At 48.1% G+C, this 24,575-nt stretch carries 21 protein-coding genes and 1 riboswitch; of the genes, 12 read left to right on the top strand and 9 right to left on the bottom strand.

The genetic code is table 11. The annotated features are described in order from the left end of the window. Positions 1–274 precede the first annotated feature (274 nt). Both htpG and KNP98_RS07560 read right to left on the bottom strand, forming a co-directional pair. On the bottom strand, positions 275–2,140 hold the full coding sequence (htpG, locus tag KNP98_RS07555; protein WP_214766290.1) for a molecular chaperone HtpG: 1,866 nt from the start codon (positions 2,138–2,140) through the stop codon (positions 275–277). A gap of 84 nt (positions 2,141–2,224) precedes the next feature. Then, a complete protein-coding gene (locus tag KNP98_RS07560) occupies positions 2,225–3,082 on the bottom strand; it encodes a hypothetical protein (RefSeq protein WP_214811034.1) in 858 nt (285 codons plus the stop codon). A 148-nt stretch (positions 3,083–3,230) separates the two neighbouring features. On the opposite strand from KNP98_RS07560, the gene KNP98_RS07565 reads away from it, so the two are divergent. Beyond that, positions 3,231–4,052, top strand: coding sequence for an SDR family oxidoreductase (locus KNP98_RS07565; protein WP_088838255.1), 822 nt, complete (start codon positions 3,231–3,233; stop codon positions 4,050–4,052). Positions 4,053–4,318: 266 nt separating this feature from the next. After that, positions 4,319–5,479: an ArgE/DapE family deacylase gene (locus tag KNP98_RS07570; RefSeq protein ID WP_214766286.1), complete on the top strand. Its 1,161-nt coding sequence runs from the start codon at positions 4,319–4,321 to the stop codon at positions 5,477–5,479. A 47-nt stretch (positions 5,480–5,526) separates the two neighbouring features. Here KNP98_RS07570 and KNP98_RS07575 read toward each other — a convergent pair whose 3' ends face one another. Further along, entirely contained in the window at positions 5,527–5,895 is a 369-nt protein-coding gene (locus KNP98_RS07575; RefSeq protein WP_088838257.1) for a hypothetical protein, read from the bottom strand. Between the two features lie 101 nt (positions 5,896–5,996). Between KNP98_RS07575 and KNP98_RS07580 the strand changes: the two genes are divergently transcribed. Beyond that, positions 5,997–6,416, top strand: a complete 420-nt coding sequence (locus tag KNP98_RS07580; RefSeq protein WP_214766284.1) for a DUF1801 domain-containing protein — start codon at positions 5,997–5,999, stop codon at positions 6,414–6,416. 51 nt (positions 6,417–6,467) lie between these two features. Here KNP98_RS07580 and KNP98_RS07585 read toward each other — a convergent pair whose 3' ends face one another. Next, positions 6,468–7,709, bottom strand: a complete 1,242-nt coding sequence (locus tag KNP98_RS07585) for an MFS transporter (RefSeq protein WP_214811036.1) — start codon at positions 7,707–7,709, stop codon at positions 6,468–6,470. A gap of 17 nt (positions 7,710–7,726) precedes the next feature. After that, complete coding sequence (locus KNP98_RS07590; protein WP_029332115.1) at positions 7,727–8,182, bottom strand: CBS domain-containing protein; 456 nt, start codon at positions 8,180–8,182, stop codon at positions 7,727–7,729. Between the two features lie 178 nt (positions 8,183–8,360). Between KNP98_RS07590 and KNP98_RS07595 the strand changes: the two genes are divergently transcribed. Further along, complete coding sequence (locus tag KNP98_RS07595) at positions 8,361–8,783, top strand: MarR family winged helix-turn-helix transcriptional regulator (RefSeq protein WP_088838261.1); 423 nt, start codon at positions 8,361–8,363, stop codon at positions 8,781–8,783. 93 nt (positions 8,784–8,876) lie between these two features. Here KNP98_RS07595 and KNP98_RS07600 read toward each other — a convergent pair whose 3' ends face one another. Further along, positions 8,877–10,283 (bottom strand): polysaccharide pyruvyl transferase family protein, encoded by a 1,407-nt coding sequence (locus tag KNP98_RS07600; RefSeq protein ID WP_088838262.1) that lies wholly within the window; start codon positions 10,281–10,283, stop codon positions 8,877–8,879. A gap of 223 nt (positions 10,284–10,506) precedes the next feature. After that, positions 10,507–11,427 carry a ketopantoate reductase family protein gene (locus KNP98_RS07605; protein ID WP_088838263.1) on the bottom strand — a complete coding sequence of 307 codons (921 nt, stop codon included), beginning with the start codon at positions 11,425–11,427 and terminating at the stop codon, positions 10,507–10,509. Between the two features lie 194 nt (positions 11,428–11,621). Between KNP98_RS07605 and KNP98_RS07610 the strand changes: the two genes are divergently transcribed. The 7 genes from KNP98_RS07610 to KNP98_RS07640 all read left to right on the top strand — a co-directional run bounded on the left by KNP98_RS07610 (position 11,622) and on the right by KNP98_RS07640 (position 20,397). Further along, positions 11,622–12,338 (top strand): GntR family transcriptional regulator, encoded by a 717-nt coding sequence (locus KNP98_RS07610; RefSeq protein WP_088838264.1) that lies wholly within the window; start codon positions 11,622–11,624, stop codon positions 12,336–12,338. Continuing rightward, positions 12,331–13,872 (top strand): gluconokinase, encoded by a 1,542-nt coding sequence (gene gntK / locus KNP98_RS07615; protein ID WP_214802357.1) that lies wholly within the window; start codon positions 12,331–12,333, stop codon positions 13,870–13,872. The genes KNP98_RS07610 and gntK overlap by 8 nt, the downstream gene beginning before the upstream one ends. 22 nt (positions 13,873–13,894) lie before the next feature. After that, complete coding sequence (locus tag KNP98_RS07620) at positions 13,895–15,241, top strand: GntP family permease (protein ID WP_029332123.1); 1,347 nt, start codon at positions 13,895–13,897, stop codon at positions 15,239–15,241. 19 nt (positions 15,242–15,260) lie between these two features. Further along, on the top strand, positions 15,261–16,661 hold the full coding sequence (gnd, locus tag KNP98_RS07625) for a decarboxylating NADP(+)-dependent phosphogluconate dehydrogenase (protein WP_214766278.1): 1,401 nt from the start codon (positions 15,261–15,263) through the stop codon (positions 16,659–16,661). A gap of 219 nt (positions 16,662–16,880) precedes the next feature. Then, entirely contained in the window at positions 16,881–17,444 is a 564-nt protein-coding gene (gene ahpC / locus KNP98_RS07630; RefSeq protein WP_028105377.1) for an alkyl hydroperoxide reductase subunit C, read from the top strand. A 14-nt stretch (positions 17,445–17,458) separates the two neighbouring features. Continuing rightward, positions 17,459–18,988, top strand: a complete 1,530-nt coding sequence (ahpF, locus tag KNP98_RS07635) for an alkyl hydroperoxide reductase subunit F (protein ID WP_214805359.1) — start codon at positions 17,459–17,461, stop codon at positions 18,986–18,988. 866 nt (positions 18,989–19,854) lie between these two features. Then, positions 19,855–20,397 carry an ECF transporter S component gene (locus tag KNP98_RS07640; protein WP_029332126.1) on the top strand — a complete coding sequence of 181 codons (543 nt, stop codon included), beginning with the start codon at positions 19,855–19,857 and terminating at the stop codon, positions 20,395–20,397. Between the two features lie 62 nt (positions 20,398–20,459). On the opposite strand, the gene KNP98_RS07645 is transcribed toward KNP98_RS07640, so the two are convergent. Then, positions 20,460–21,953, bottom strand: a complete 1,494-nt coding sequence (locus KNP98_RS07645) for a malate:quinone oxidoreductase (protein WP_214766276.1) — start codon at positions 21,951–21,953, stop codon at positions 20,460–20,462. A gap of 208 nt (positions 21,954–22,161) precedes the next feature. Further along, the gene (locus KNP98_RS07650) at positions 22,162–23,532 is read right to left on the bottom strand and encodes an amino acid permease (protein ID WP_214766272.1); all 1,371 of its coding nucleotides are present in this window, start codon (positions 23,530–23,532) and stop codon (positions 22,162–22,164) included. 165 nt (positions 23,533–23,697) lie between these two features. Further along, positions 23,698–23,774: riboswitch (glycine riboswitch) on the bottom strand. A 214-nt stretch (positions 23,775–23,988) separates the two neighbouring features. Between KNP98_RS07650 and KNP98_RS07655 the strand changes: the two genes are divergently transcribed. Next, on the top strand, positions 23,989–24,531 hold the full coding sequence (locus KNP98_RS07655) for a histidine phosphatase family protein (RefSeq protein ID WP_214766270.1): 543 nt from the start codon (positions 23,989–23,991) through the stop codon (positions 24,529–24,531). Positions 24,532–24,575 lie beyond the last annotated feature (44 nt).

Below are 24,575 nucleotides of genomic sequence, written 5' to 3' on the forward strand. Positions count from 1 at the left end.
AACATGGTATGGAGAAATAAAAAGCGTCTTTTTTTCGTTGCTTTCCTCGGGCGAGGCGCAAGCCGTTGCTCCTTGATCCTCACGGACAACGAGCAGGGTCTTGCCTGCCTCTGAAAGTGCGTTAAAAACGCACTTTTCCCCGTAGGAGTCAACGAAACGTGATGCTTTTTAGGTAATACCGTGAGAGAAATACAGGAAAGCACGAACGAATTGCAATTCGATATCGCATGTTCACGCTTCATAAGCGTTTGTCTACACGCTGAAGCGATCATTCTTACACCATCAAGGCACACACTTCATTTGCAAACGCAACTGGATCTTCGATTGGCAAGCCTTCCATGAGCAACGCTTGTTGGTACATTAATTTCGTATAGCGTTCAAATTTCGTACGGTCTTCTTTAAAGGCCGTTTCAATGGCTTGGAAGACGTCATGCGACGTGTTCAACTCTAAAATTTTCACGGCTGAAACATCTTGGTTGTTCGGCATCGATTTAAGAATTTTCTCCATTTCAATCGAAACGGCACCATCCGTCGCGAAGCAGACCGGATGTGATTTTAAGCGTGAAGAAGCTTTGACTTCTTTGACTTGCCCAGCAAGCACTTCTTGCATCGCTGTAAACATCTCGACTTGTGTTTCGGTCGTTTCTGCTTGATCCGCTTGCTCGATGCCAAGATCACTGCTCGTAACCGATTTAAATTCTTTTCCTTCATAGTTGAGCAACATTTGAATCGCGAACTCATCGATTTCTTCCGTAAAGTACAGAATGTCGAACCCTTTGTCTTTGACAAGCTCCGACTGTGGCAACTTATCTAAACGGTCCGTACTTTCCCCTGAAGCATAGTAAATGTATTTTTGATCTTCCGGCATCGCCGCGACGTATTCAGCGAGCGTGACCAGCTTCTTCTCTTTTGCCGAGTGGAACAGGACAAGATCTTTGACCGTCTCTTTATGCATGCCGTAATCATTGTAGATTCCAAACTTCAATTGACGACCAAAGGCTTGATAAAAGGCTTCATACTTCTCGCGATCGTCACGAAGCAGTCCTTCAAGTTGCGTCTTAATCTTACTTTGAATGTTTTTTGCAATCAATTTGAGTTGGCGGTCGTGCTGCAACAACTCACGTGAAATATTGAGTGACAAGTCTTCCGAGTCGACCATCCCTTTGACGAAGCTAAAGTGGTCCGGCAAGAGGTCACTGCATTTTTCCATGATCAAGACGCCGTTCGCATACAATTCAAGCCCTTTCTCGAACTCTTTCGAATAATAGTCGAAGGACGGTTGCTCCGGAATGAATAAAATCGATTGATAACGGACGGCACCATCTGCACTGATATGGATGTGCTTGACTGGTGTATCAAATCCATATCGTTTTTCTTGATAGAAGTTCGTGTAATCCTCGTCCGTCAACTCCCGTTTATTTTTCCGCCAAATCGGCACCATGCTGTTGATTGTCTTGACGACCTTCACTTCTTCCATCTCGTCCGATCCTTCAATCGGTTGACGTTCCGTCTCTTCCATCTCAATCGGATAGCGGATGAAGTCGGAATACTTTTTGACGATCGTCCGCAAACGATGCGTATCTAAATACTCATCATAATTTTCATCTTCTTCGTTCGCTTTGATGTGCAGCGTGATTTCCGTCCCGACTGTAGCTTTTTCGACTTCTTCAATCGTATAACCGTCGACACCGTGCGACTCCCACTTGTACGCTGTTTCGCTACCGAATGGTTTCGTGATGACCGTGACCACATCCGCGACCATGAATGCCGAATAAAAGCCGACACCGAACTGTCCGATGATGTCGTGTCCGTCTTGCGCGGCATTCTCCGCCTTAAAGGCAAGTGACCCACTCTTCGCGATTGTTCCGAGATTCGCTTCGAGCTCGTCTTTCGTCATCCCGATTCCCGTATCACGAATGACGAGCTGTCGTGTCGTTTGGTTTGGTTCAATCGTAATCTTATAGGCATCCTTTTCGAATGTCAGTGTCTCGTCCGTCAATGCTTTGTAATAAATCTTGTCTATCGCGTCACTAGCGTTCGAAATCAACTCACGTAAAAAGATTTCCTTATGTGTGTAGATGGAATGAATCATCATTTCGAGTAAACGTTTCGACTCTGCCTTGAACTGTTTCGTTTCCATTTCCGATGCCCCCTAGTTCTTTTTTAGCACTCTAACAATAAGAGTGCTAATACAAATCTATTATTACGGATTGGAAAAATAGTGTCAATCCCCTTCTTCAAGTCGGCTGCGGATATATTTTCCGATTTTACATAAGCTTTCCGCCGATCCGTATGTGCCATGACTGACACCATGGCAGTCCGGCCGATTCCCGAGTCCGATGAACTGCTCACTCGGTTTAAAGTGAAGACCGATGATTGGAACGGAAAATTGTTCCGAAGACCCGAGTTCGAAGACGGCATCCAGATACCCCGGGACCGGCTCGGGCGCTTGCCATGTAGCCGTCTGATCGATTGTCCGATAACGTTCCGTATGTTCCCGTCCGAGGAGAATGATGCCGCGTAACGAAAAGAGACGAATCAATTTCAAAAGGAACGTCTGACCAAATACGGTTTCTTCCAGTTCATGTCGCTGAGCAATCGTTCCCATGTACCGTTTCGTCGGAAAGGGAAAGAAGTCCGTATGGATGACCGGCTCTCCGGTTCCGTAAAAAGAAGCTTCGAATCCATTCAGAAAACCTTCCAATTTTCCTCCCCCCTCCCGTCCGAACCACGATTTATAAATGTCCGGCTGTTTGAAATAACGATTATAGGAATCAATCATTTGATTAAATCGTTGGTCCGTCCGGTACTCCGTAAGCGGCGCATCGACTTCTCTTAGGACGAATGGTCCTGTCGTCTCATAGCGTAACGTGCCATCCCGGTTCAAAAACTGGCCTGCCGACGGATTCGTCGCAATCGTAAGCCAGCTACGCTCGCTTACGTCACCAAACCATAAGACCGGTGTCGTCCGGTCAATCAACTCATCCTTAAATACATCTTTCTCTAACTCGATTTGGTACAGAATCGCTTCATCGAGTAATTTTTTTGCATATTCACGTTGTTCAGATGTCAGCGTTCTCATTCCTTTCCTGTCGGGTTTTCACTTTTCATCTGTTCCCGTTCTCATGGATTGCTAGACAGTTCAGTAGGTTTATCCTCCAAAGTCAAGGGAATGATTCATAAGGTGAACAACATTCGGAGCAAGAGTACTTAGAAGGAGGAAATTACACATGGGTCGATTAGAGAATAAAGTAGCAGTTATTACAGGTTCAGCTACAGGAATTGGTCAAGCAACGGCACTCGTCTTTGCCGAACAAGGGGCGAAAGTCGTCTGTGCTGACGTCAATCTTGAAAAAGCACAGGAGACGGTCGAAAAAATCAAACAGGCTGGTGGACAAGCGGAAGCGATTCACGTCGACGTCACGCAAGTCGATAGTGTCGAACAGCTCGCGACACAGCTGAAAGACACGTACGGAACGATTGACGTTCTGTTCAACAATGCCGGGATTGATCAGCAAGGCGGAAAAGTCCATGAATATCCGATTGAACTGTTTGACCAAATCATCGCGGTCGACTTACGTGGTACATTCTTGACGAGTAAATTCTTGATTCCTTTAATGCTTGAGAAGGGCGGATCGATCATCAATACGTCATCGATGTCAGGTCGCGCTGCCGACTTAAACCGCTCAGGTTACAACGCAGCAAAAGGTGGAATCACGAACTTTACACGGGCGATGGCAATCGATTATGCGCGTGAGGGCATTCGTGTCAACTCGCTCTCACCAGGTACGATCGAAACACCACTCATCGACACGCTCGTCGGTGGAAAAGACGAAGACCAAGGAAAACAATTCCGTGATGCCAATGCATGGATCACACCAATGGGTCGTCTCGGGAAACCACGTGAGATGGCAACGGTTGCCCTCTTCCTCGCTTCCGACGACAGCTCTTACGTGACAGGTGAAGACATCACAGCAGACGGCGGGATCATGGCCTACACATGGCCTGGCGAGATGTTGATTGATGATAAATGGAAGACGGATGCTGAATAACGATCCATTTGACGCATGAAACATCGCAACATCTAAATAAAGAGGAGGACGATTTCGAATCGTCCTCCTCTTTTTCGTATGTCCTTCGACTTATTAAATCAACAATCTGCGCCTTTTGACCACAGTCCTTTGACGCATCCTCTTAAAAACGGACCATTTGATTCTAAGAAATACCGCGATTTTAAATTTTCTCCTCGCTTGTTTATCTCTCGGATAGCTTTTTTTCGGGGAATACTCTAGTGAATGTAAATCAAGGAGGAATCAGCATGACGCAACAACAACAAATCGAATCACTGCAACACTGCCTGCAAATTCCGAGTGTCAATCCGCTCGACGGGGAACGAGACGTCGCGACTTTTGTCTATGACTACTTGACCACTCACGAAATCGAAACCGAATGGATTGAGGTCGCGCCAAAACGAATCTGTCTCGTCGCGACCCTTCCGGCAAGCGAGGTAGCCACCGAACCAAAAACAATCGGTTTCTCGGGTCATCTTGATACCGTACCTGTCCAAACGACCGGTTGGACAAAACAACCTTTTGGTGGTGAAATCAGCGACGGACGGATTTACGGTCGCGGGGCATCCGATATGAAGTCTGGTGTGATGGCAATGGTCAATGCGATGATTGAGTTAAAGGACTGTGCGGACCGCCCGAATCATCTCAAACTACTTATTACATCTGATGAAGAAAATGGTATGACAGGCGCGAAGTATTTGACGGAACGTGGTGACGCCGACGATTTAGATGCGCTGTTGATCACGGAGCCGACAAGCGGAATGATTGGGTATGCTCAAAAAGGTGTCGTCGGAATCGAAGTGACGTGCGTCGGTAAAGGGGCTCATAGTTCCGCGCCGCAACTCGGAAAAAATGCCATCGATGATCTGTATCGTGTCATTCAGGAAGTGAAGTCGGACCGTTTCACGATCACCGACAATCGCCACCCGCAACTCGGTCCTGTCGTCGCCTCGATCACGTCGATCCAAGGCGGAGAAGGTCCGAATGTCATCCCGAGTAACGCTTCCTTTTACATGGACATCCGGACGATTCCCGGATTCGGACGCCTCGAGATTTTAGAAGCTTTTGCGCAGATCGAACAACGGCTGCGTAAGGAAGATCCGACGTTCGCGATGACCCTGCGTGTCATCAAAGAGATTCCTTCATGTGAGACGGATGCGAATGCACCGTTCCTCGAAACGGTTGCACGACACATGGAAACCATCACGGGTCATCCGGCGCGGCGCGTTGCGATTCCGGGTGGGACGGACGGAGCCATGTTCAGCCAAGCCAACCGGACCTTCCCGATTGCCGTCGCTTCGTTCCACGACTTCCGTTTCGCCCATCAAGTCGATGAATCGATTCCCTTGTCGGAGTATTTCCAGACGATTGCGTTATGTAAGCAACTCGCACTTGAACCCCTAGCCTGAACGAAAAAAACCGCTCAAGCCTTCTCTTTCGAAGACTCGAGCGGTTTTTACGTATAGACTCCGATACTCGCAAGCGCTTGTCCGAGATAACTCTGATCACTTTGCAACGCTATTGTCTGTTGACCCTTCCATCCGATTTCAATCGTGACGTGACCGAGACGATGATAGGTCAACGTCATGTGAAAATCTGCTTGCGTATAGGTCGCAGATCCACGAAGTTGCTCATGGACCGTTAAAAAATCATGCGCAAAGGAATCATACTCAGCGAACGACATATTTAATCGATGACTGGTCTGGTTGTCCGATTGCGATAGGACGACATCGATTTCCAGTATTTCTTCCAGACGATTGACCCGTAAAATACGCCATTCGACCTTCCCTTCATAACCAATAAAGTAAATACTATGGACCTTCATCACGCTCACCTCGATTCTTATTGAGTGGATCGACATAAAATCGGGAAAAGAAGAACTAAAATCATAAATATCAATAGGTGTTTTCAGAAAGGAGCCGCCATATGACTTACAAACAAAAAACGCAACCCAACACAAACAGTGTGACTGAATTTTTAAATCAAATCGAATCCCCTGCAAGGCGCGCAGATTGTCAGGTATTACTTCAGCTATTTGAAAAAACGACGAACGCTCCACCTGTCATGTGGGGAGAATCAATGATCGGATTTGGTCACTATCATTATAAATACGCCTCCGGACATGAAGGAGATGCCTTTCTCGTCGGTTTTTCACCTCGCAAAGCAAACATTAGTCTTTATTTCGCTCCCGGGGCTGATCGTGAGGCATTGCTCGCCAAGTTAGGTAAACACAAAAGTGGAAAGGCATGCGTCTATATCAATACGGTAGCAGATGTCGATCTGGCTGTCATCGAATCCCTTATCGTCGAGTCTATGACTTTTTTACGTACTACGTATCCTGATTAAGAAAAACAATCCGCTCTTCTTTCTTAAGCAATTGAAAGAAGAGCGGATTGTTTAGTGACCGCTATCGATTGTATCGATGTGACGGATGTGCTTAAGATTGACCCCGATGATGACGACAGAGAGTAAGACAAATCCGCTCCCGACGTAAAACGGCAAGTTTGCGTTAAAGATTTCAGCCAATTTACCGGCCATGAATGGCGCGATGGCTGCCCCAAGGAAACGTAAAAAGCTGTATGCAGCAGATGCGGTCGAACGTTCGACCGGTGCCGCGTCCATGACGGCTGTCGTAATGAGTGTGTTGTTATTACCAAGTACCGCCCCGGCAAGAATCACACAGACGATGACGACATCTGGTGTTTCCGTAAAGATCCCCATCAATAGTAAGAGAACGGCGAACAGTAACAGCATCAACACCATCGCTTTAATCGTCCCGAGCCATTGTTTTAATTTCGGTGCCGTCAAGACAGACGTGATGGCGAGCAACATCCCCCATCCCAGGAAGACGAACCCGAGACCTTGTGCCGGCAGTTTCATGACGAACGGCGCATAGGCCATGATTGTAAAGAAACCGACGTTATAGAAGGCCGCGACAATCCCGAGTGTCAAGAGCGACCGGTGTTTCATCGCTTGGAAAGGCGCGAGCAAGGAAATTTTTTGCCGTGGTGCCGTCGTTGTTGCGACCGGTTTCGGCATCAAGAACAACAGGACAAGGAAGGCGATGACCATGATTGTCGCGACACCCATGAATGGTGCACGCCATGTGATCGAACCGAGTGTCCCTCCGAGAAGCGGCCCAATTGAAATCCCGAGACCGACAGCTGCTTCATATAAGATGATTGCTTTTGCTGTCCCGCCTGACGAAAGGGAGACGATGGCCGCAAGTGCCGTTGCGACGAACAAGGCATTCCCAAGCCCCCAGCCGCCACGTAAGGCGACAAGCGTCCAAATGCTATCGGCTTGCGCTGCAAATCCAGCGACGAGCGCGATGACGGCAATTCCTAACATCAATGTTCCCTTTTGACCGATCCGTGATGAAATCGCACCTGTGATCAGCATCGCGAATGCCATGACGGCATTATAACTTGTAAATAAGAGCGTGACTTCACTTTTTGAGGCTTCTAAATTATCGGCGATCGTTGGTAAAACCGGGTTGACGAGCCCCATCCCCATGAATGCCGTGATACTCGCAAAAAATACTGCCCACACGGCAATCGGTTGGTGGAATAATCCATGCTTGCTTTCTTCTAACACCGTTTCCGGCGCAAGCGTCGTTGTTTTATTGGCAAGTGCCATATTGTCCCTTCTTTCTCTTATAAGAACCGTTTAAAGGAGTGACGGATGACGTCGCCCCGACTGATGATTCCGACAAGCTTTCCTTGTTTTAAAATCGGTAATTTTTTAATCCGTTTCGAACCGAGCGTCGCTGCGATTTCTTCCATCTCCGTTTCAACATCTGCCGTGACGACTTTCCGGCGTGCCATCTCCATGACCGGACGGTTCAGAATGTGACGCACCCGCGCGTCATAATCTTCTTCATCCCCTTTGATGACATCTACATATAAAAACGTATCGACGATGATGTCTTTGTGCTTTCCAATCGCCCGCATGATGTCACCATCACTGATGTACCCAACGACTTCGCTCTCGTCATTGATGACGGGAACACCGCTGATTCCGGATTGGATGAAACGTTCGACGACATGGCGGATGACGTCTGTTTCGTGGACTGTGATCACTTCTTGTTTCATCGATTCATAAGCTTTCATCGGAATTCTCCTTTTGTGTGTGTTCTGAATAAATAAGTTGTATGATGCAATTAAATAACAGAAATGATTGTATAATACAACTAATGGACTGTCAAGTTTCCTGACCTCTCATTGACAGGGGCTAAGTCCTTGCGTAATGATGGGAAACATGAAGCACTTAGGAAAAGAGGGGATTAACATGTCTGATCAGGCACTCGAAGTGATTGAACTAGAACTTGCGATTCTGATTCGTCGTTTGACGACAGCGACGGCCGATAACCGAAATTTAGATCGCGCGTCGTATTTGTTACTGCGTCAACTGTCCGAGTCTGGTCCAGTCGGGGTGAAGACATTGGCACGCGAATTGCAACTTGACGTCTCTACCGTCAGCCGGCAAGCGGCAGCGCTCGATCAAAAGAAATTGGTCGAAAAAGTACGCGATGAAGCAGATGGCCGTGCCTTCTTCTATCACATCACTTCATTCGGACAGGAAGAATTGACGATTTACCGGACGGCACGCCTCGCGAGCATCGAACGCTTACTGACAGACTGGTCAGGCGATGATACGGAAGCATTTGGACGCCTGCTCCAACAATTTAATCGTGAACTACGGGAACGTTAATTAAAAAGCTTCATCTCTTCTTTTTTAGGAGATGAAGCTTTTTCTATGCAATAAAAAACGTCTCACACCGCATTGGCATGAGACGTCTTATTTTTATTTCTTCGCGAAGAGATCGGCTGTCTTAAGTGCCATCCGAACCGCTTTACGGTTCAATGTACCTTCTTGATGTTTAACCATCTTCGTCTGCTTGTTGAGTTTACCTTGTAATGTTTTAATCTTTTTATCTTTATCTTTATCGCGTTTTTGGATCGCAGCGATTTTTTTCTCTTCTTCCGGGAAGAATGATTCAAAACGAGCGATTGCTTCTTCCATGCTGATTCCTGTGATCGGTTTAACCGCTGGGAGAAGTTCTGTTTTCGCCATTTCACGGTCAAACGGCACGTTCTCTGGGTAGTTCGTGTCTTGGTAGATGTGCTCCAATTCGTTTGTGTTCAAGAAATCGACGAAGTTGTCGAAGTTTTTCGCTTGAATCCGAGCCGGGCTTTGGAAGTCAGCTGTTTCGACGATGTCTGAAAGACGTGTGTCTGCCGTGATATCGTTCGCCCAGATGTGCGTCAATTGGTGGTAATCCGTCAATTCACGCATCCGTGCATCTTTCGGAATCAAAATACTTGGTGTTCCAGCGAGCGTCGCTGTGATGTTTCCGTGGAGACGCGCACCAAAGCTCAAGTCAGCTTCTTTGAGGAAGTCGAACCAAGTTTGAGCGTTCAAGAAGAAACGAACACGGTCGTTCATATATGTCGGGTCAGACATTTTAACCGGGTAGTTCGTGACAGAAAGGTCCGCGATCGGATGCGTTCCTGTGTACGTCAATTTCAATTCTTTCATCCATTGCGGGATGAAGTAGTGATTTGGATACTCTTCCATTCCACGTGTGATGAAATCAAGGACGTTTTTCGGCGAAAGACGTGACGAGTTAACACTGATCATCGAATCTTTCGTGATGTTTGTCTCACGGATGTGAAGATCACGACCAAACGCATACATCGATGGGCAACCGATGACTTTGTGATCGATGCCTTCACGGAAACCGAGGCGTGTCAGGTATTTCGATGTGATTTCACCACGAAGTCCGATGATGCTTGAACGTTCGAGGACTGCGCTGACGAATGCTTTAACATCCTCGTCGAACGGGAATCCGCCTTTTAAGTCCGGCTCGAATGGTGCGCGTAGACCAACACCGATGACGACGACCGGAATTTTCAATTTCTTAATCAAACGTGTGTACTTACGAAGTGATGGTGCGAACTCTTGACGGAATGCATCCGCAAGTGGAATGACGTAAAGATCGAAGTTTTCGTTGATCTCGTCTGCACGCTCTTCATCGTAGTAGTAATAGTCAGGTGTGATCGTCGTTCCTTCTGTCATCAATGTACGGAAGATACTGTACTGATAGATCAAGTTCCCGACGTTCCCTCCGATTGAGTTTTCTTTCATCATGTACTCAGCGTCGAACTGCTCAAACGGTGTCATACCGGCGCGAATGATAATACGTTTCATGTAAATTAAATCCCCTCTCACATCTGTTGTTCAGTTTTATATCCAAATGGTACTACACAATATATTGATGGTTTTTTCAATCTTACTAAGAATAGATGAATTCTAGTAAGGAAGTCAATGCTATGTCCGCGAGATTCAGCTAAAGTTCAGCTAGAACGTTTGTGCTCTCCAGTCTACTCTCTCCGCTTAATTTTACCAGTATAGTAAACAGCGTACTAATTCCTTATTCGGAAACTCCACTCCGCAATCGTTCATATATCTTTAAATTCGTATGAATCATCCGTAACGTCGGGTACACCGCTGGCTCCGCTCCTTCTATTAAACTGCCAAACAGATGGTCTGCTTCGACCATGCCTTGTTTTTCCATGTCCCGTTGCAACGACGACTTCATATCCGGTGCCATTTGGTGAATCCGTTTTTCCTGCTCCTGTTCGATATGTTGCACGAACGTTGCCCCTTGACTTTCCATGGCTTGTTTTGCTTCTTGTAAGACATTCCGGATGACACGATCCCCGGCTGCGTCGTCGCGAATCGGACCGATCGGTGCCCGAAATAGCGAAGTCACTCCGGAAAAAGTCGTAATGAAGAGATACTTTTGCCACATATCTTGCATGATGTGGTCTGATGCTTTAATCGATGCTTTCGTCCCTGCAAGTGCTTCCTTCACCTCAAACAAGCGATCCGTCCAGTCCCCTGTTCTTGGACCAAACACGAGTTGATGGGCAGGACTCGTCTGAATGACGCGTCCATTCGTGTCAAGCGTCGATTCAATGAAGCATAAGCCTCCGAGGACACGCGTCTCGCCAAATTTAGCGACGAGTTGTTCGATATGCCGCATCCCGTTCAAGACAGGTAACACATATGTATCAGGTCCGACGAACCCTTCGAGATCCCCGATGACATGCTCCAGGTGGTACGCTTTCGTCGACACGATGACTAGGTCAAACGTCTCTTTTGTTCCAACTTGGATTAAACGCGGCGTCAACGACACGTCTCCGTGCGGACTGTCAATCTCAAGACCTGTTCGCTCTAACTCCTTTGCCCGACGCTCACGGACAAGAAACGTCACGTCTTCCCCTTTTTCTGCTAGGCGTCCCCCGAAGTACCCTCCGACAGCTCCTGCACCCACGACTAAAATCTTCATCATATATCCTCCTTTGTCTTAAAGATCAACATGTTTTTCTCAGAAAATTGTTTTCTACATCCTATCATACTGAAGGTAATGCGAATGTAAACCAAACGAAATAAAGCGTTTTCATTAAAGCGCTTGCATTTTATATTCAGTCGTTTATACTACTTGTATACAAGTATACTCATAAAACAAAGCAGGTGATTTTTATGTCTGATTTTTTATACCCGATTAAATGGTTATCAAAAGCATCAACTGGAGATCGTGTCGCCCACGAACTCCGGATGCGTATCATTTCCGGAAAGATTGAGCAAGGGACCGTCCTTTCTGAAAATAAATTAGCGACGGATTTTTCCGTCAGTCGCTCGCCCGTTCGCGACGCTCTAAAAGTTCTCGCTGCTGAACGGATCATCCGGCTTGAGCGGATGGGTGCCGTCGTCGTTGGTTTGTCGGAAAAAGACATCCGCGAGATTTATGACGTCCGCCTGTTAATCGAAACGTTCGTCTTCGAACGGATCGTCCGGATGGACCGTCAAGAACTCGTCCGTGAACTGAGCAAGATCCTTGAGATGATGAAAGTCGCGATCAAGTTTAATGATGCCGACGAATTTTCGTATCAAGATGTTTTGTTCCACGAGACGATCATCCGGTCGATTGATCACAGTTATGTCAGCATGATTTGGCAAAACTTAAAACCGGTCATGGAAAGCTTCATCCTCTTATCGATGCGGACTCGCTTCGAAGGACAGATGGAGGATTTCGACCGGATCATCGCCAATCACGCACTTTATATCGAAGCCATCGAAACAGGAGACCGTGAACGGATGGTCACGTCTCTACACCAGAACTTCGACGATGTCCAAGAAGTCGAAGATTTATGGCAATCGCAACAGATGATGACGAAAGGAGTCGAACCACATGACTGAATACATGCTAGGAATCGATATCGGGACGACGAGCACGAAAGCCGTCCTCTTTACGACAAAAGGAGAAGTCGTCGGCCAGACGAACGTCGGTTATCCGCTCCATACACCAAACCGTTCGACTGCTGAACAGGATCCGGAAGAAATTTTCCACGCCGTCCTCGAAACAATCCGGCTGCTGACGAGGCAGTATCCGGACCAAAAACCGAAATTCGTCGCTTTCAGTAGTGCAATGCACAGCTTGATTGCCATCGATGAGGACGACCAGCCTTTGACTGCCTGCATCACCTGGGCGGACAGTCGGAGCGAAGCCTGGTCGAACCGGATTAAGGAAGAGTACGGAAATGATGTCTACCACCGGACCGGTACACCGATTCACCCGATGTCCCCTCTCGCGAAAATCTTTTGGCTCGTCGAAGACCGGCCGGAGATTGCCGAGCGGACGAAAAAATACATCGGAATCAAGGAATTCGTCTTCCAGCGTCTGTTCGGACGTTACGTGATTGATCATTCGCTCGCATCGGCGACAGGATTGTTCAATATCCACGACATGAAGTGGGACTCGAAAGCCTTAGAGATCGCCGGCATCGATGCTTCAAAATTGTCGGAACCTGTCTCGACGACGACACAGTATTCGGACATTAATCCTGAATATGCAAAACAAATCGGACTTGATCCGGCAACACCTTTCATGATCGGTGCCAGTGACGGGGTCCTGTCAAACCTCGGTGTCAACGCCATCCGTAAGGGCGAGATTGCCATCACGATCGGGACGAGCGGTGCGATCCGGACTATCATTGACCGGCCGCAGACGGACGAAAAGGGACGGACATTCTGTTACGCACTGACTGAAAAGCACTGGGTCATCGGTGGTCCGGTCAACAATGGCGGGATGGTCTTACGCTGGATTCGTGATGAGCTCGCATCGGCTGAAGTCGAAACAGCGAAACGACTCGGGATTGATCCGTATGCGGTGTTGACGAAAATCGCTGAACGGGTCCGTCCGGGTTCAGACGGACTGTTGTTCCATCCGTATCTATCGGGCGAACGGGCACCTCTTTGGAATCCGGACGTCAGTGGCTCATTCTTCGGATTGACGTTGTCACATAAAAAAGAACATATGATTCGTGCCGCGTTAGAAGGTGTCATCTACAACCTGTACACTGTCTTCCTGGCATTGATTGAATGTATGGATGGTCCTGTCACACGGATTCAAGCAACCGGGGGGTTCGCGCGATCTGAAGTGTGGCGTCAGATGATGGCCGACATCTTTGAGTCGGAAGTCGTCATTCCAGAAAGTTTTGAAAGTTCATGTCTCGGGGCTTGTATTCTCGGATTGTATGCGACTGGGGAAGTCGATTCATTCGAAGTAGCTGCTGAGATGATTGGGGAAACACATCGTCATGTACCGAATGAAGAAGCGATGCACGAATACCGTCAATTGCTACCGATCTTCATCAGCTTGGCACGGACGCTTTCAGCCGACCATCGGCGGATCGCAGAGTATCAACGTAGCTTGATTCAGCAAGAAAACTAATTTATCTTTTGGGGGAAGTCACATGCCGTTAGTCATCGTTGCCATTGGGATCATCACATTACTCGTTTTAATCATGGGGTTGAAATTAAACACGTTTGTTTCATTAATCATCGTCTCGTTCGTCGTCGCTATACTACTTGGAATGCCGCTCGACCAAATCGTCACGACGATTGAAGCCGGTCTCGGCGGAACACTCGGTCACCTTGCGCTGATCTTCGGACTCGGTGCAATGCTCGGGAAATTAATTGCTGACGCCGGTGGTGCACAGCGGATCGCGATGACACTCGTCGCGAAATTCGGGGAAAAGAACATTCAATGGGCAGTCGTCGTCGCTTCATTCATCATCGGGATCGCGTTATTCTTCGAAGTCGGACTTGTTCTATTAATTCCAATCGTCTTTGCGATTTCACGTCAGCTTCGCGTCTCGATTCTCTATCTCGGGATTCCGATGGTCGCAGCACTTTCTGTTACACACGGCTTTTTACCACCTCACCCCGGTCCAACTGTCATCGCGGGTGAATACGGGGCAGATTTAGGGCAAGTCTTACTTTACGGTTTCTTAGTCGCTGTTCCGACGGTCATCATCGCCGGACCGCTCTTTACGAAAGTCGCAAAACGTCTTGTGCCGGAATCATTCAAAAAAACAGGTAACATCGCCTCACTCGGCGAACAAAAAGAATTTGATTTAAGTGAAACACCTGGATTCGGAATCAGTGTGTTCACAGCAATGCTACCTGTACTCTTAATGTCGATCGCCACGATTTTGACATTGCTACAAAAAACGCTCGGCTGGGACGGCAATGCGGTTCTTTCTGCCATCCAGTTCATCGGGAATGCTTCCACAGCAATGTTGATTTCGTTACTCGTCGCAGTCTATACGATGGGACTTGCACGTAATATCCCAATCAAGACCGTCATGGATTCATGTACGACAGCGATCACACAAATCGGAATGATGTTACTCATCATCGGTGGTGGCGGTGCCTTCAAACAAGTCTTAATCGATGGAGGCGTCGGTAAATATGTCGCTGAACTCTTTGCTGACACAACACTTTCACCGATTTTACTCGCGTGGTTGATTGCCGCGATCTTACGGATTTCACTCGGTTCGGCGACGGTCGCTTCACTGACGACAGCTGGACTCGTCATCCCGCTCCTCGGTCAATCAGACGTCAACCTCGCCCTCGTCGTGCTTGCGACTGGTGCTGGTAGCTTAATCGCTTCGCACGTCAACGATGCCGGGTTCTGGATGTTCAAAGAATACTTTGGTTTAACTATGAAAGAAACTTTCGCGACGTGGACGCTGCTTGAGACAATCATTTCCGTCTTCGGACTTGGATTCGTCCTCCTCCTCAGTCTCGTCGTCTAAAAAAAGGAGTCGTTACACTATGCTAAATTCAATCGGAGTCATCGGCCTTGGTGTCATGGGACGCAACATCGCCATGAACATGGCGAGCCATGATGAAAACGTCGCTATCTATAACTACACGCCAGACTTAACGGAACAACTCGTCGCGAACCGCGAAGGGTTACCGCTTCATCCGTACTATGACGTCGAAGCCTTCGTCCGCTCACTCGAGCGTCCACGCAAGATTTTCGTCATGGTCACGGCGGGAAGTGCCATCGATTCCGTCATCGGTTCGCTTATCCCGCACCTTGAGACGGGCGATATCATCATGGACGGTGGGAACTCCCACTTCCTCGATACGGAACGTCGCTTTGATCAACTAAACGAGCAGGGCATCGAGTACATCGGTGTCGGTGTCTCGGGTGGTGAAGTCGGAGCCCGGACCGGTCCTGCCATCATGCCGGGCGGAACAAAAGAAGCGTACGATCAAGTTGCGCCGATTTTGACAAAAATTGCAGCACAAGTGAACGGCGACCCATGTTGTGTCTACATCGGACCTAAAGGGGCCGGACACTTCGTCAAGATGGTCCATAACGGAATCGAGTACGCTGACATGCAGTTGATTGCAGAAGCTTACAGCTTCCTCCGTGTCCGTCTCGGACTCGATGTCGAAGAAATTGCGGACATCTTCTCCTCATGGAACGACGGCGAGTTAAAAAGTTATCTGATTGAAATCACGGCTGAGATTTTACGGAAAAAAGATGACGAGACGGGTCTTCCCTTGATCGACGTCATTCTCGATCAAGCCGGTCAAAAAGGAACGGGCAAATGGACGAGCTTGCAGTCCATTGATAATGGGATCGCTTCCTCTATCATTACGGAGGCACTCTTCGCCCGTTATCTCTCTGCCGTCAAAGAAGAACGTGTCGCTGCCGCCTCTGTCCTCGGTGGACCGGAAGCCCGTGCAGCGCTCGACAAAGACGTTTGGATCGAACGCATCCGCCAAGCACTCTACATGGGTAAAATCGCGGCTTACGCACAAGGCTTCACCCAGTACCGGACTTCATCCGAACTGTATGACTGGAACTTACGTCTTGAAGAGATTGCCTTGATTTTCCGTGGCGGTTGTATCATCCGCGCTGAGTTCCTCAATGTCATCAGCGAGGCTTTTGCAACGGACGCATCACTCGACAACTTAATGCTCGCACCGTACTTCGCAGACAAGGTACAGGCGTATCAAACGTCGCTCCGCCAAGTCGTCGCAGAAGGTGCGCTCACAGGTCTTGCGTCACCGTGTCTCAGCACGTCACTGACGTATTACGACAGTTACCGGACAGCGAATTCAAATGCCAACATCCTGCAAGCACAACGTGATTATTTCGGAGCTCATACGTATGCCCGGACCGATCGCGAAGGAATGTTCCATACTGAATGGCAATGACTTATACAGCTCCATCTCCCTGTTTCATTCAGGGAGATAGAGCTCTTTTTTTGTTCACAATTCATTTCTTGAAATAAGAATTTACAGGTTAAACCTTGACAAAAGAGACGCTTTATATGAAATTAGTATTAGATTAGAATTATTCTAGTGTGATAAGTACAGTTATTCTTAACGACTAGAACAGATTCTTAAATAGAACCCAACAGGAGGATTTTTATCATGTCTTTAATCGGAAGTGAAGTAAAACCATTTAGTGCATCAGCATTCCACAACGGAGAGTTCGTCGATCTTACAGACGCTAACCTTCGTGGAAAATGGAGTGTCGTTTGTTTCTACCCAGCAGACTTTACATTCGTTTGCCCGACTGAGCTCGAAGATCTTCAAAACCAATACGCAGCACTCAAAGCGCTTGACGTTGAAGTGTACTCCGTTTCAACAGATACGCACTTTACACATAAAGCTTGGCACGAAACTTCAGAAACAATCGGTAAAATCGAGTACGTCATGATTGGTGACCCGTCACACGTCATCTCACGTAACTTCGAAGTCTTAAACGAACAAGATGGACTTGCTGATCGCGGGACGTTCATCATCGATCCGGACGGCGTCATCCAGACTGTTGAAATCAACGCTGGTGGAATCGGCCGTGATGCAAGTACACTCGTCAACAAAATCAAAGCAGCACAATACGTGCGCAACAACCCAGGTGAAGTTTGCCCGGCGAAATGGGAAGAGGGTTCTGCAACACTCACACCTAGCCTTGACCTCGTAGGGAAAATTTAAGGAGCGGATTTGAGATGGCTTTAGCAGCAGATATTAAAGCACAACTCGCTCAATACCTCGATTTGTTAGAAGGAGACATCGTCCTCGCCGTCAGCGCCGGGACGGACTCCGTCTCACTCGAGATGAGCGAACTCGTCGAAGAAATCGCGAGTATGTCACCACGCATCAGCATCGAACAGGCGACGCTCGCCCGGACACCGAGCTTCAGCGTCAACCGCGCTGGTGAAATAAGTGGAATTACGTTCGCCGGGATTCCGCTCGGTCACGAGTTCACGTCACTCGTCTTGGCTTTGCTCCAAGTCAGTGGTCGTGCGCCGAAGATCGATGCGCCTGTCATCGAACAAATTAAAGGCATCAAAGAGACGTATCACTTCGAGTCGTACATCAGCCTCAGCTGTCACAACTGCCCGGATGTCGTCCAAGCCTTGAACGTCATGAGCGTCCTCAACCCGAACATCAGTCACACGATGATTGACGGTGGAGCGTTCAAAGAAGAAGTCGAGCAAAAAGAAATCATGGCTGTCCCGACGGTCTTCGTCAACGGCGAAGCATTCGGGAACGGACGGATGTCACTCGAAGAGATTCTTGCGAAGCTCGGTACGGGTACAGATGCAGCCGATTTCGCTGACAAAGATCCGTACGACGTCCTCGTCGTCGGTGGCGGTCCTGCCGGTTCAAGTGCCGCGATTTACGCAGCACGTAAAGGCATCCGGACCGGGATTGTCGCAGAACGTTTCGGCGGACAAGTCATGGATACGATGAGCATCGAAAACTTCATCAGCATGAAGTACACGGAAGGTCCGAAACTCGTCGCGAGTCTTGAAGAACACGTCAAGGAGTATGGCATCGATGTCATGAACCTGCAACGGGCAACACGTCTCGAGAAAAAAGACCTCGTTGAGCTGGAACTTGAGAATGGTGCGGTCCTCAAAACGAAAACGTTGATTTTGTCGACAGGTGCACGCTGGCGTAACGTCGGTGTCCCAGGCGAACTTGAGTTCAAGAACAAAGGTGTCGCGTACTGCCCACATTGTGATGGTCCACTCTTCGAAGGAAAACGCGTTGCGGTCATCGGCGGCGGTAATTCCGGTGTTGAAGCGGCAATCGACCTCGCAGGTCTCGTCAAACACGTCACGGTCCTTGAGTTCGCACCTGAACTGAAGGCAGATGCAGTTTTACAACAACGTCTCGCAAGTCTTCCGAACGTCACGGTCGTCGCAAACGCCCAGACGAAGGAAATCACGGGGACGGATAAAGTAAACGGCATCACCTATGTCGAGCGTGAAACAGGCGTTGAACAACACGTTGAGCTGGAAGGCGTCTTCGTCCAAATCGGTCTCGTGCCGAACACGGACTGGCTCGGTGATACGGTGGAACGCAACAAATTCGGTGAAATCCTCGTCGACCGTCATGGTGCGACGAATGTCCCTGGTGTGTTCGCAGCAGGTGACTGTACCGACAGTGTGTATAAACAAATCATCATCTCGATGGGCTCAGGCGCGACAGCTGCACTTGGTGCCTTCGATCATATGATTCGCAATTAATCGTTTAAACGTCTTGCTTCGGCAAGGCGTTTTTTTAATTTAAATACTATGTTTTCATCGATGTACGATTCTTATTTCCATTGCTTTCCTCGGGCATTGCTCCTTGCCTAGCGGACAATGAGTAGGGTCTCGCCTGCCTCTGGCAAGTCGCGTTAATAACGCACTTCAGACTGTAGACAAAGTGATATCGGGAGATCAAGCGTCTTTTTTTCATTGCTTTCCTCGGGCGAGGCGCAAGCCGTTGCTCCTTGGTCCTAGCGGACAATGAGCAGGGTCTTGCCTGCCTCTGAAAGTGCGTTAAAAACGCACTTTTCCCCGCAGGAGTCAACGAAACGTGACACTTTTTAGGTAATACCGTGAGGGAAATCCAGGCATGCAGACGGCTTAGAGCGCAATCCGTCTCGAATCGCTTTTAAAGCGAAAAGCAATCGATCGCGACCCTGCAGCTTTGCTGTAGCGGCGTGACCGATTGCCGCTTTGAAGACGAGGCGAGACAGGGGAGCGCGAACAGATTGCCTCTCGTTATCGCATGTTCACGCTTCATAAGCGTTTGTCTACACGCTGAGTGCGTTAATAACGCACTGTTCCCGTAGGAATCAATGGAAAATAAATCTTTTCCGAGACCATTTGGCTGAAGCACTATGTGAAACACAGATCTTTTAACGCGTATCCTGAATGGTATTGCTCCAACGCGAAAAACAAGCAGAAGCGAATTTGAACGAATACATACGCCGTCTTCCCTCTTCAGTATAAAAAGCAACGGTTCAACTGACCCCTATAAATTGTTCGATATTGACACTTTTAGCTAGTCCAGTATTTTGATAGATTTAAGCTATTCAAAATCTATCATAAAGAAGGTCTGACTCATGCAAAACGCAACACCGTATTCAAGCACTCGTACCCGGCAACTCGTCATCACGTCGATGTCGATTGCACTTGTTTTTGTCGCAACATTCTTTATTAATATTAAATTGCCAATCGCAGCGAACGGCGGACTTGTCCATATGGGGACGGCCATGTTGTTCATTATCGCCCTCTTGTTCGGACCGCGAACTGCCATGATCGCCGGAGCAGTCGGAATGGGACTCTTCGATATCGTATCAGGCTGGACACTTTGGGCTCCGTTCTCGTTCGTCGGACGTGGTCTGCAAGGTTTCGTTGTCGGTTATATTGCCTGGACATATGGTCGTAAAGCAACGAATGTCAGCGTCAACGTACTCGCAATGATTGCTTCTGTTCCATTTATGCTTGGCGTTTACTATATCTGTGAAGGGATTCTTTATAGTAACTGGATCGCTCCTGTTGCTTCAATCCCAGGTAACCTCGTTCAAAACGTCGTCGGAATCCTCGTTGCGATTCCGGTCAGCGCAGCTTTAAAGAAAACAGCATTTTTCCGCCAGCGCGGATAATCCATATGAAAAAGCCCTGTCTCCTAACGATTAGGAAACAGGGCTTTTTCATTTTGTCGTTTTTAATGAATCGGTTGTGCGGCTGTTAGTTTAAGTGTTTCGGTTGTTTCCGCATGGATTTCGTCAAACAGATCCGGGTGCGCAACAAGCGATGTTCCGTATGACGGAATCATCTCCTTGATTTTAGCTGTCCAACCGTCGATTTGATCCGGGAAACATTTTTCGAGCACTTCGAGCATGACCGGTACAGCGGTCGAAGCTCCCGGTGACGCACCGAGTAAGGCCGCAACGGACCCATCCGCCGCACTGACGACTTCCGTTCCGAACTGGAGCGTCCCTTTTCCTTGTGGTGTATCTTTGATGACCTGAACGCGTTGTCCCGCGACGACGACATCCCAGTCTTCAGTTTTTGCGTTCGGAATGAATTCACGTAGCTCGTTCATCCGTTGTTCTGTCGAAAGCAGCACTTGTTCAATCAAATATTTCGTTAAGCCCATTTCTTTTGCTCCGGCAGCAAGCATCGTCAAGACATTGTTCGGTTTGACGGACGCGAGCAAATCGAGATTCGAACCGGTCTTAAGGAATTTCGGTGAGAACCCGGCAAACGGTCCGAATAACAGTGATTTCTGCCCGTCGATGTATCGTGTATCCAAATGCGGGACCGACATCGGAGGTGCTCCGACTTTCGCTTTCCCGTACACTTTTGCATGGTGCCGTTCCGCGATGTCCGGATTTTTACAGACGAGGAACAGACCGCTGACCGGGAATCCGCCGATTTGTTTTGATTCGGGAATCCCTGTTTTTTGGAGCAATGGCAGACTGCCGCCACCGCCGCCGATAAAGAGGAACTTCGCCGTATGATGTTCAATCCGGTTGTCCTGTTCGTTTTTGACTTTGACTTCCCAGCCGCCGTCGACTCGTTTCAAGTCTTCGACGCCGTGCCCATAATTGATTTCAACGCCCTGTCCTGCGAGGTGCGTGAATAAAATCCGTGTCAGCGCACCGAAGTTGACGTCTGTCCCCGAATCAATTTTTGTTGCAGCGATCGGTTCCGGTGACGTCCGCCCTTCCATGATGAGCGGAATCCATTGCTTCAGCTGCTCCGGATCATCAGAAAATTCCATCCCTTTAAAGAGTGGATTCGCTGATAGCGCTTCCAATCGTTTTTTCAGAAACTCGACGTTTTCCGCTCCTTCGACCATACTCATATGCGGAATCGGCATAATGAATTCTTCTGGATTCGGTAAGACGTTTTCTTTGACGAGATGCGACCAAAACTGGCGTGACAGTTGGAATTGTTCATTTACTTTCACGGCCTTACTGATATCGATCGTTCCGTCTGCATTCTCTGTCGTATAGTTGAGCTCACATAACGCGGCATGACCCGTGCCCGCATTGTTCCACTCATTCGAACTTTCTTCCCCTGCGTTCGGTAACTTCTCGAACACTTTAATTGTCATGTCAGGCGCGAGCTCTTTTAATAAGACCCCTAGCGTCGCACTCATGACTCCTGCACCAATCAATATTACGTCTGTTTGTTTAGGCATACTGCTCATGATATCCTTCCTATCCCCGTTGATATTATGGACCTGCCATGAAAAATAGAGCGCTCTCATGACGACAACTTACCTTTCCATTATAACCCTATCACAGGTCGTTCATATATTAAAATATTGGGTGTTTGTCCCTAAAAAAATCATCCGAATCGCTGCAACGAAAAAGAAAGGCGCCTCTCTTCCTATATAGAAGAAAAGCGCCTCATTTTTACGCACTATGCCGTTCTGCTTTTTGATGCTTTTTCGTCCGCAACTGATACAGGACAAACAATCCGATGAACCAGACCGGTGTCAGGAGTAAGGCCGGACGGGTTTCATCCGCGACGAGCATGACGACGAGGATCAGTCCGAACAATCCGAGGACGAGGTAGTTGACGAACGGTGTCCACGGTGCCTTGAACGTTGACACCGCATGCAGTTCCGGTTGTGTTTTCTTATATTTCAAGTGACAGACGAGAATCACACCCCAGACCCAGATAAAACAGATCGCACTGATTGTCGTGACGATGCTGAAGGCTTGTCCCGGGATCAATTTACTGAGTAACGCTCCGCCCGATACGACGAGTGTCGAGACAAACAAAGCGTTCGCCGGAACATGGTTTTTGTTGAGCTTCGAAAAATTAGCCGGTGCCTGTTTTTGATTTCCGAGATTATAGAGAATCCGACTTGTCGAGAACATTCCGCTGTTACAGGCTGAGGCAGCAGACGTCAAGACAACGAAGTTGATGACGCCGGCAGCAAGCGGGATTCCAATCAAGCTGAACGTTTTAACGAACGGACTTTCCGTCGCATTTAGTCCCGTCCACGGATTGATCATCAGGAGAACCAGTAACGCCCCGACGTAAAAGAAGAGAATCCGTAACGGAATCTTATTGATCGCGGACGGAATATTCTTTTTCGGATCGGCCGTTTCCGCTGCTGAGACCCCGATTAATTCAACTCCGACATAGGCGAAGACGACCATCTGGAACGACAACAGGAAGCCGGTCACACCGTTCGGGAACATCCCGCCGTGTTGCCACAAATTACTGACGGTTACAGGACCTGAATCGGTTTGGAAACCGATGATCAGTAAGACGATCCCGACACCAATCAAACCTAAAATCGTAATGACCTTAATCAAAGCGAACCAAAATTCAAGTTCCCCAAACAGTTTGACCGTCAGTAAATTAAAGCCGAGTAAAATCAGGAGCGAGATCACAGCCGGAATCCACTGCGGAATATCGAACCAGTATTTCACGTACACGCCGACGGCAATGACGTCCGCCATCGCCGTCATGATCCAGCAGAACCAATACGTCCAGCCGGTCACGAACGCGGCACGTGGACCGAGATAATCTTCTGCGATGTCCGTTAATGATCCGTATCCGGTTTTCGACAATAACAATTCTCCCAGTGCCCGCATGACGAAGAAAATCGCAATCCCGACGAGTAAATACGCAAAGACGATCGATGGTCCCGCGAGTTGAATCGCTTTCCCAGATCCTAAAAACAATCCTGTCCCAATCGTTCCCCCAATCGCAATCAACTGGACGTGCCGATTCGATAAATCCCTTTTCAATCCTTCTTGTTGTTCCAAACCTGAACTCCTCCTTGAATGCTTTCTCTAGTTCCCCCGGTCGGACTGTTCTGTCAGTCCAACAAAAAAAAGAGACTGGACGGGTGTCCAATCTCAAAAAAATCATCAGAATAGCAAATAATCATCCCTTGACTGGCGACGCCAATTCAAAGAATCAAGATTTAGTACTACTCTTCTGTCCTTTTGCCTGAGATTGTGAACCCTTCGGCGCCGCATCATGCGGTCTCTCCAGAAGCTGCTCCTGCCATAGTGTGACCCATGACAATCATAGCTTTCTCTTTTATTCGGTTGCTGAGGTGACATAATCACCTGAATTGTTTTTAATACTAGTAATCTTATGATTGTTTGTCAACCGTTTTAGTTTATTCTTTCATTTCTTCTTTCATAGACTGAAACAGGAATCGATGTTGATTTTCTAGAAAAAGTAAATCACTACAGTCAATTAGGAGGATTAACATGAAAAAAATTTACTTGATCCGCCACTGCGAAGCATCAGGACAAGAACCGGACGCTCCGTTGACGGAGAACGGCCATAGACAAGCTAAAGAATTGGTTTCTTTTTTTGAATCCCGTCCCGTCGACCGTATCTTATCAAGCCCTTTTCGCCGAGCAATTGAATCAATCGAAGCTGTTGCTTTTCAGACAAATTGTTCCATCGAAATCCAAGATGATTTGCGCGAACGTGTCCTAAGTCGTCAACCACTGACCGATTGGCAGGAGCATCTCCAAAGAACGTTTACTGATTTTGATTATGCGTGTCCGGGCGGAGAAACGAGTGCAGAAGCGACGCGGCGAATCCAAGACGTCCTGAATGACGTTTGGTCACATTCTGCTGAGACAACTCTTCTTGTCACGCATGGCAATCTACTTGCGCTATACCTCCACTCACTCGATGCCTCTTTTGGTTTTGAACAAGGACAACAACTTCGCAATCCCGATGTATTTCTCGTGACAGAAGTTGACGATGCTCTCGTTTTCGACCAGTTAGATCTCTTCTGATTCCACTGATTGGTTGTACCGACCGTAACGTTCGAGTTCAAAAA

The organism is Exiguobacterium sp. s127 (genome assembly GCF_018618695.1).
GTDB lineage: Bacteria > Bacillota > Bacilli > Exiguobacteriales > Exiguobacteriaceae > Exiguobacterium_A > Exiguobacterium_A oxidotolerans.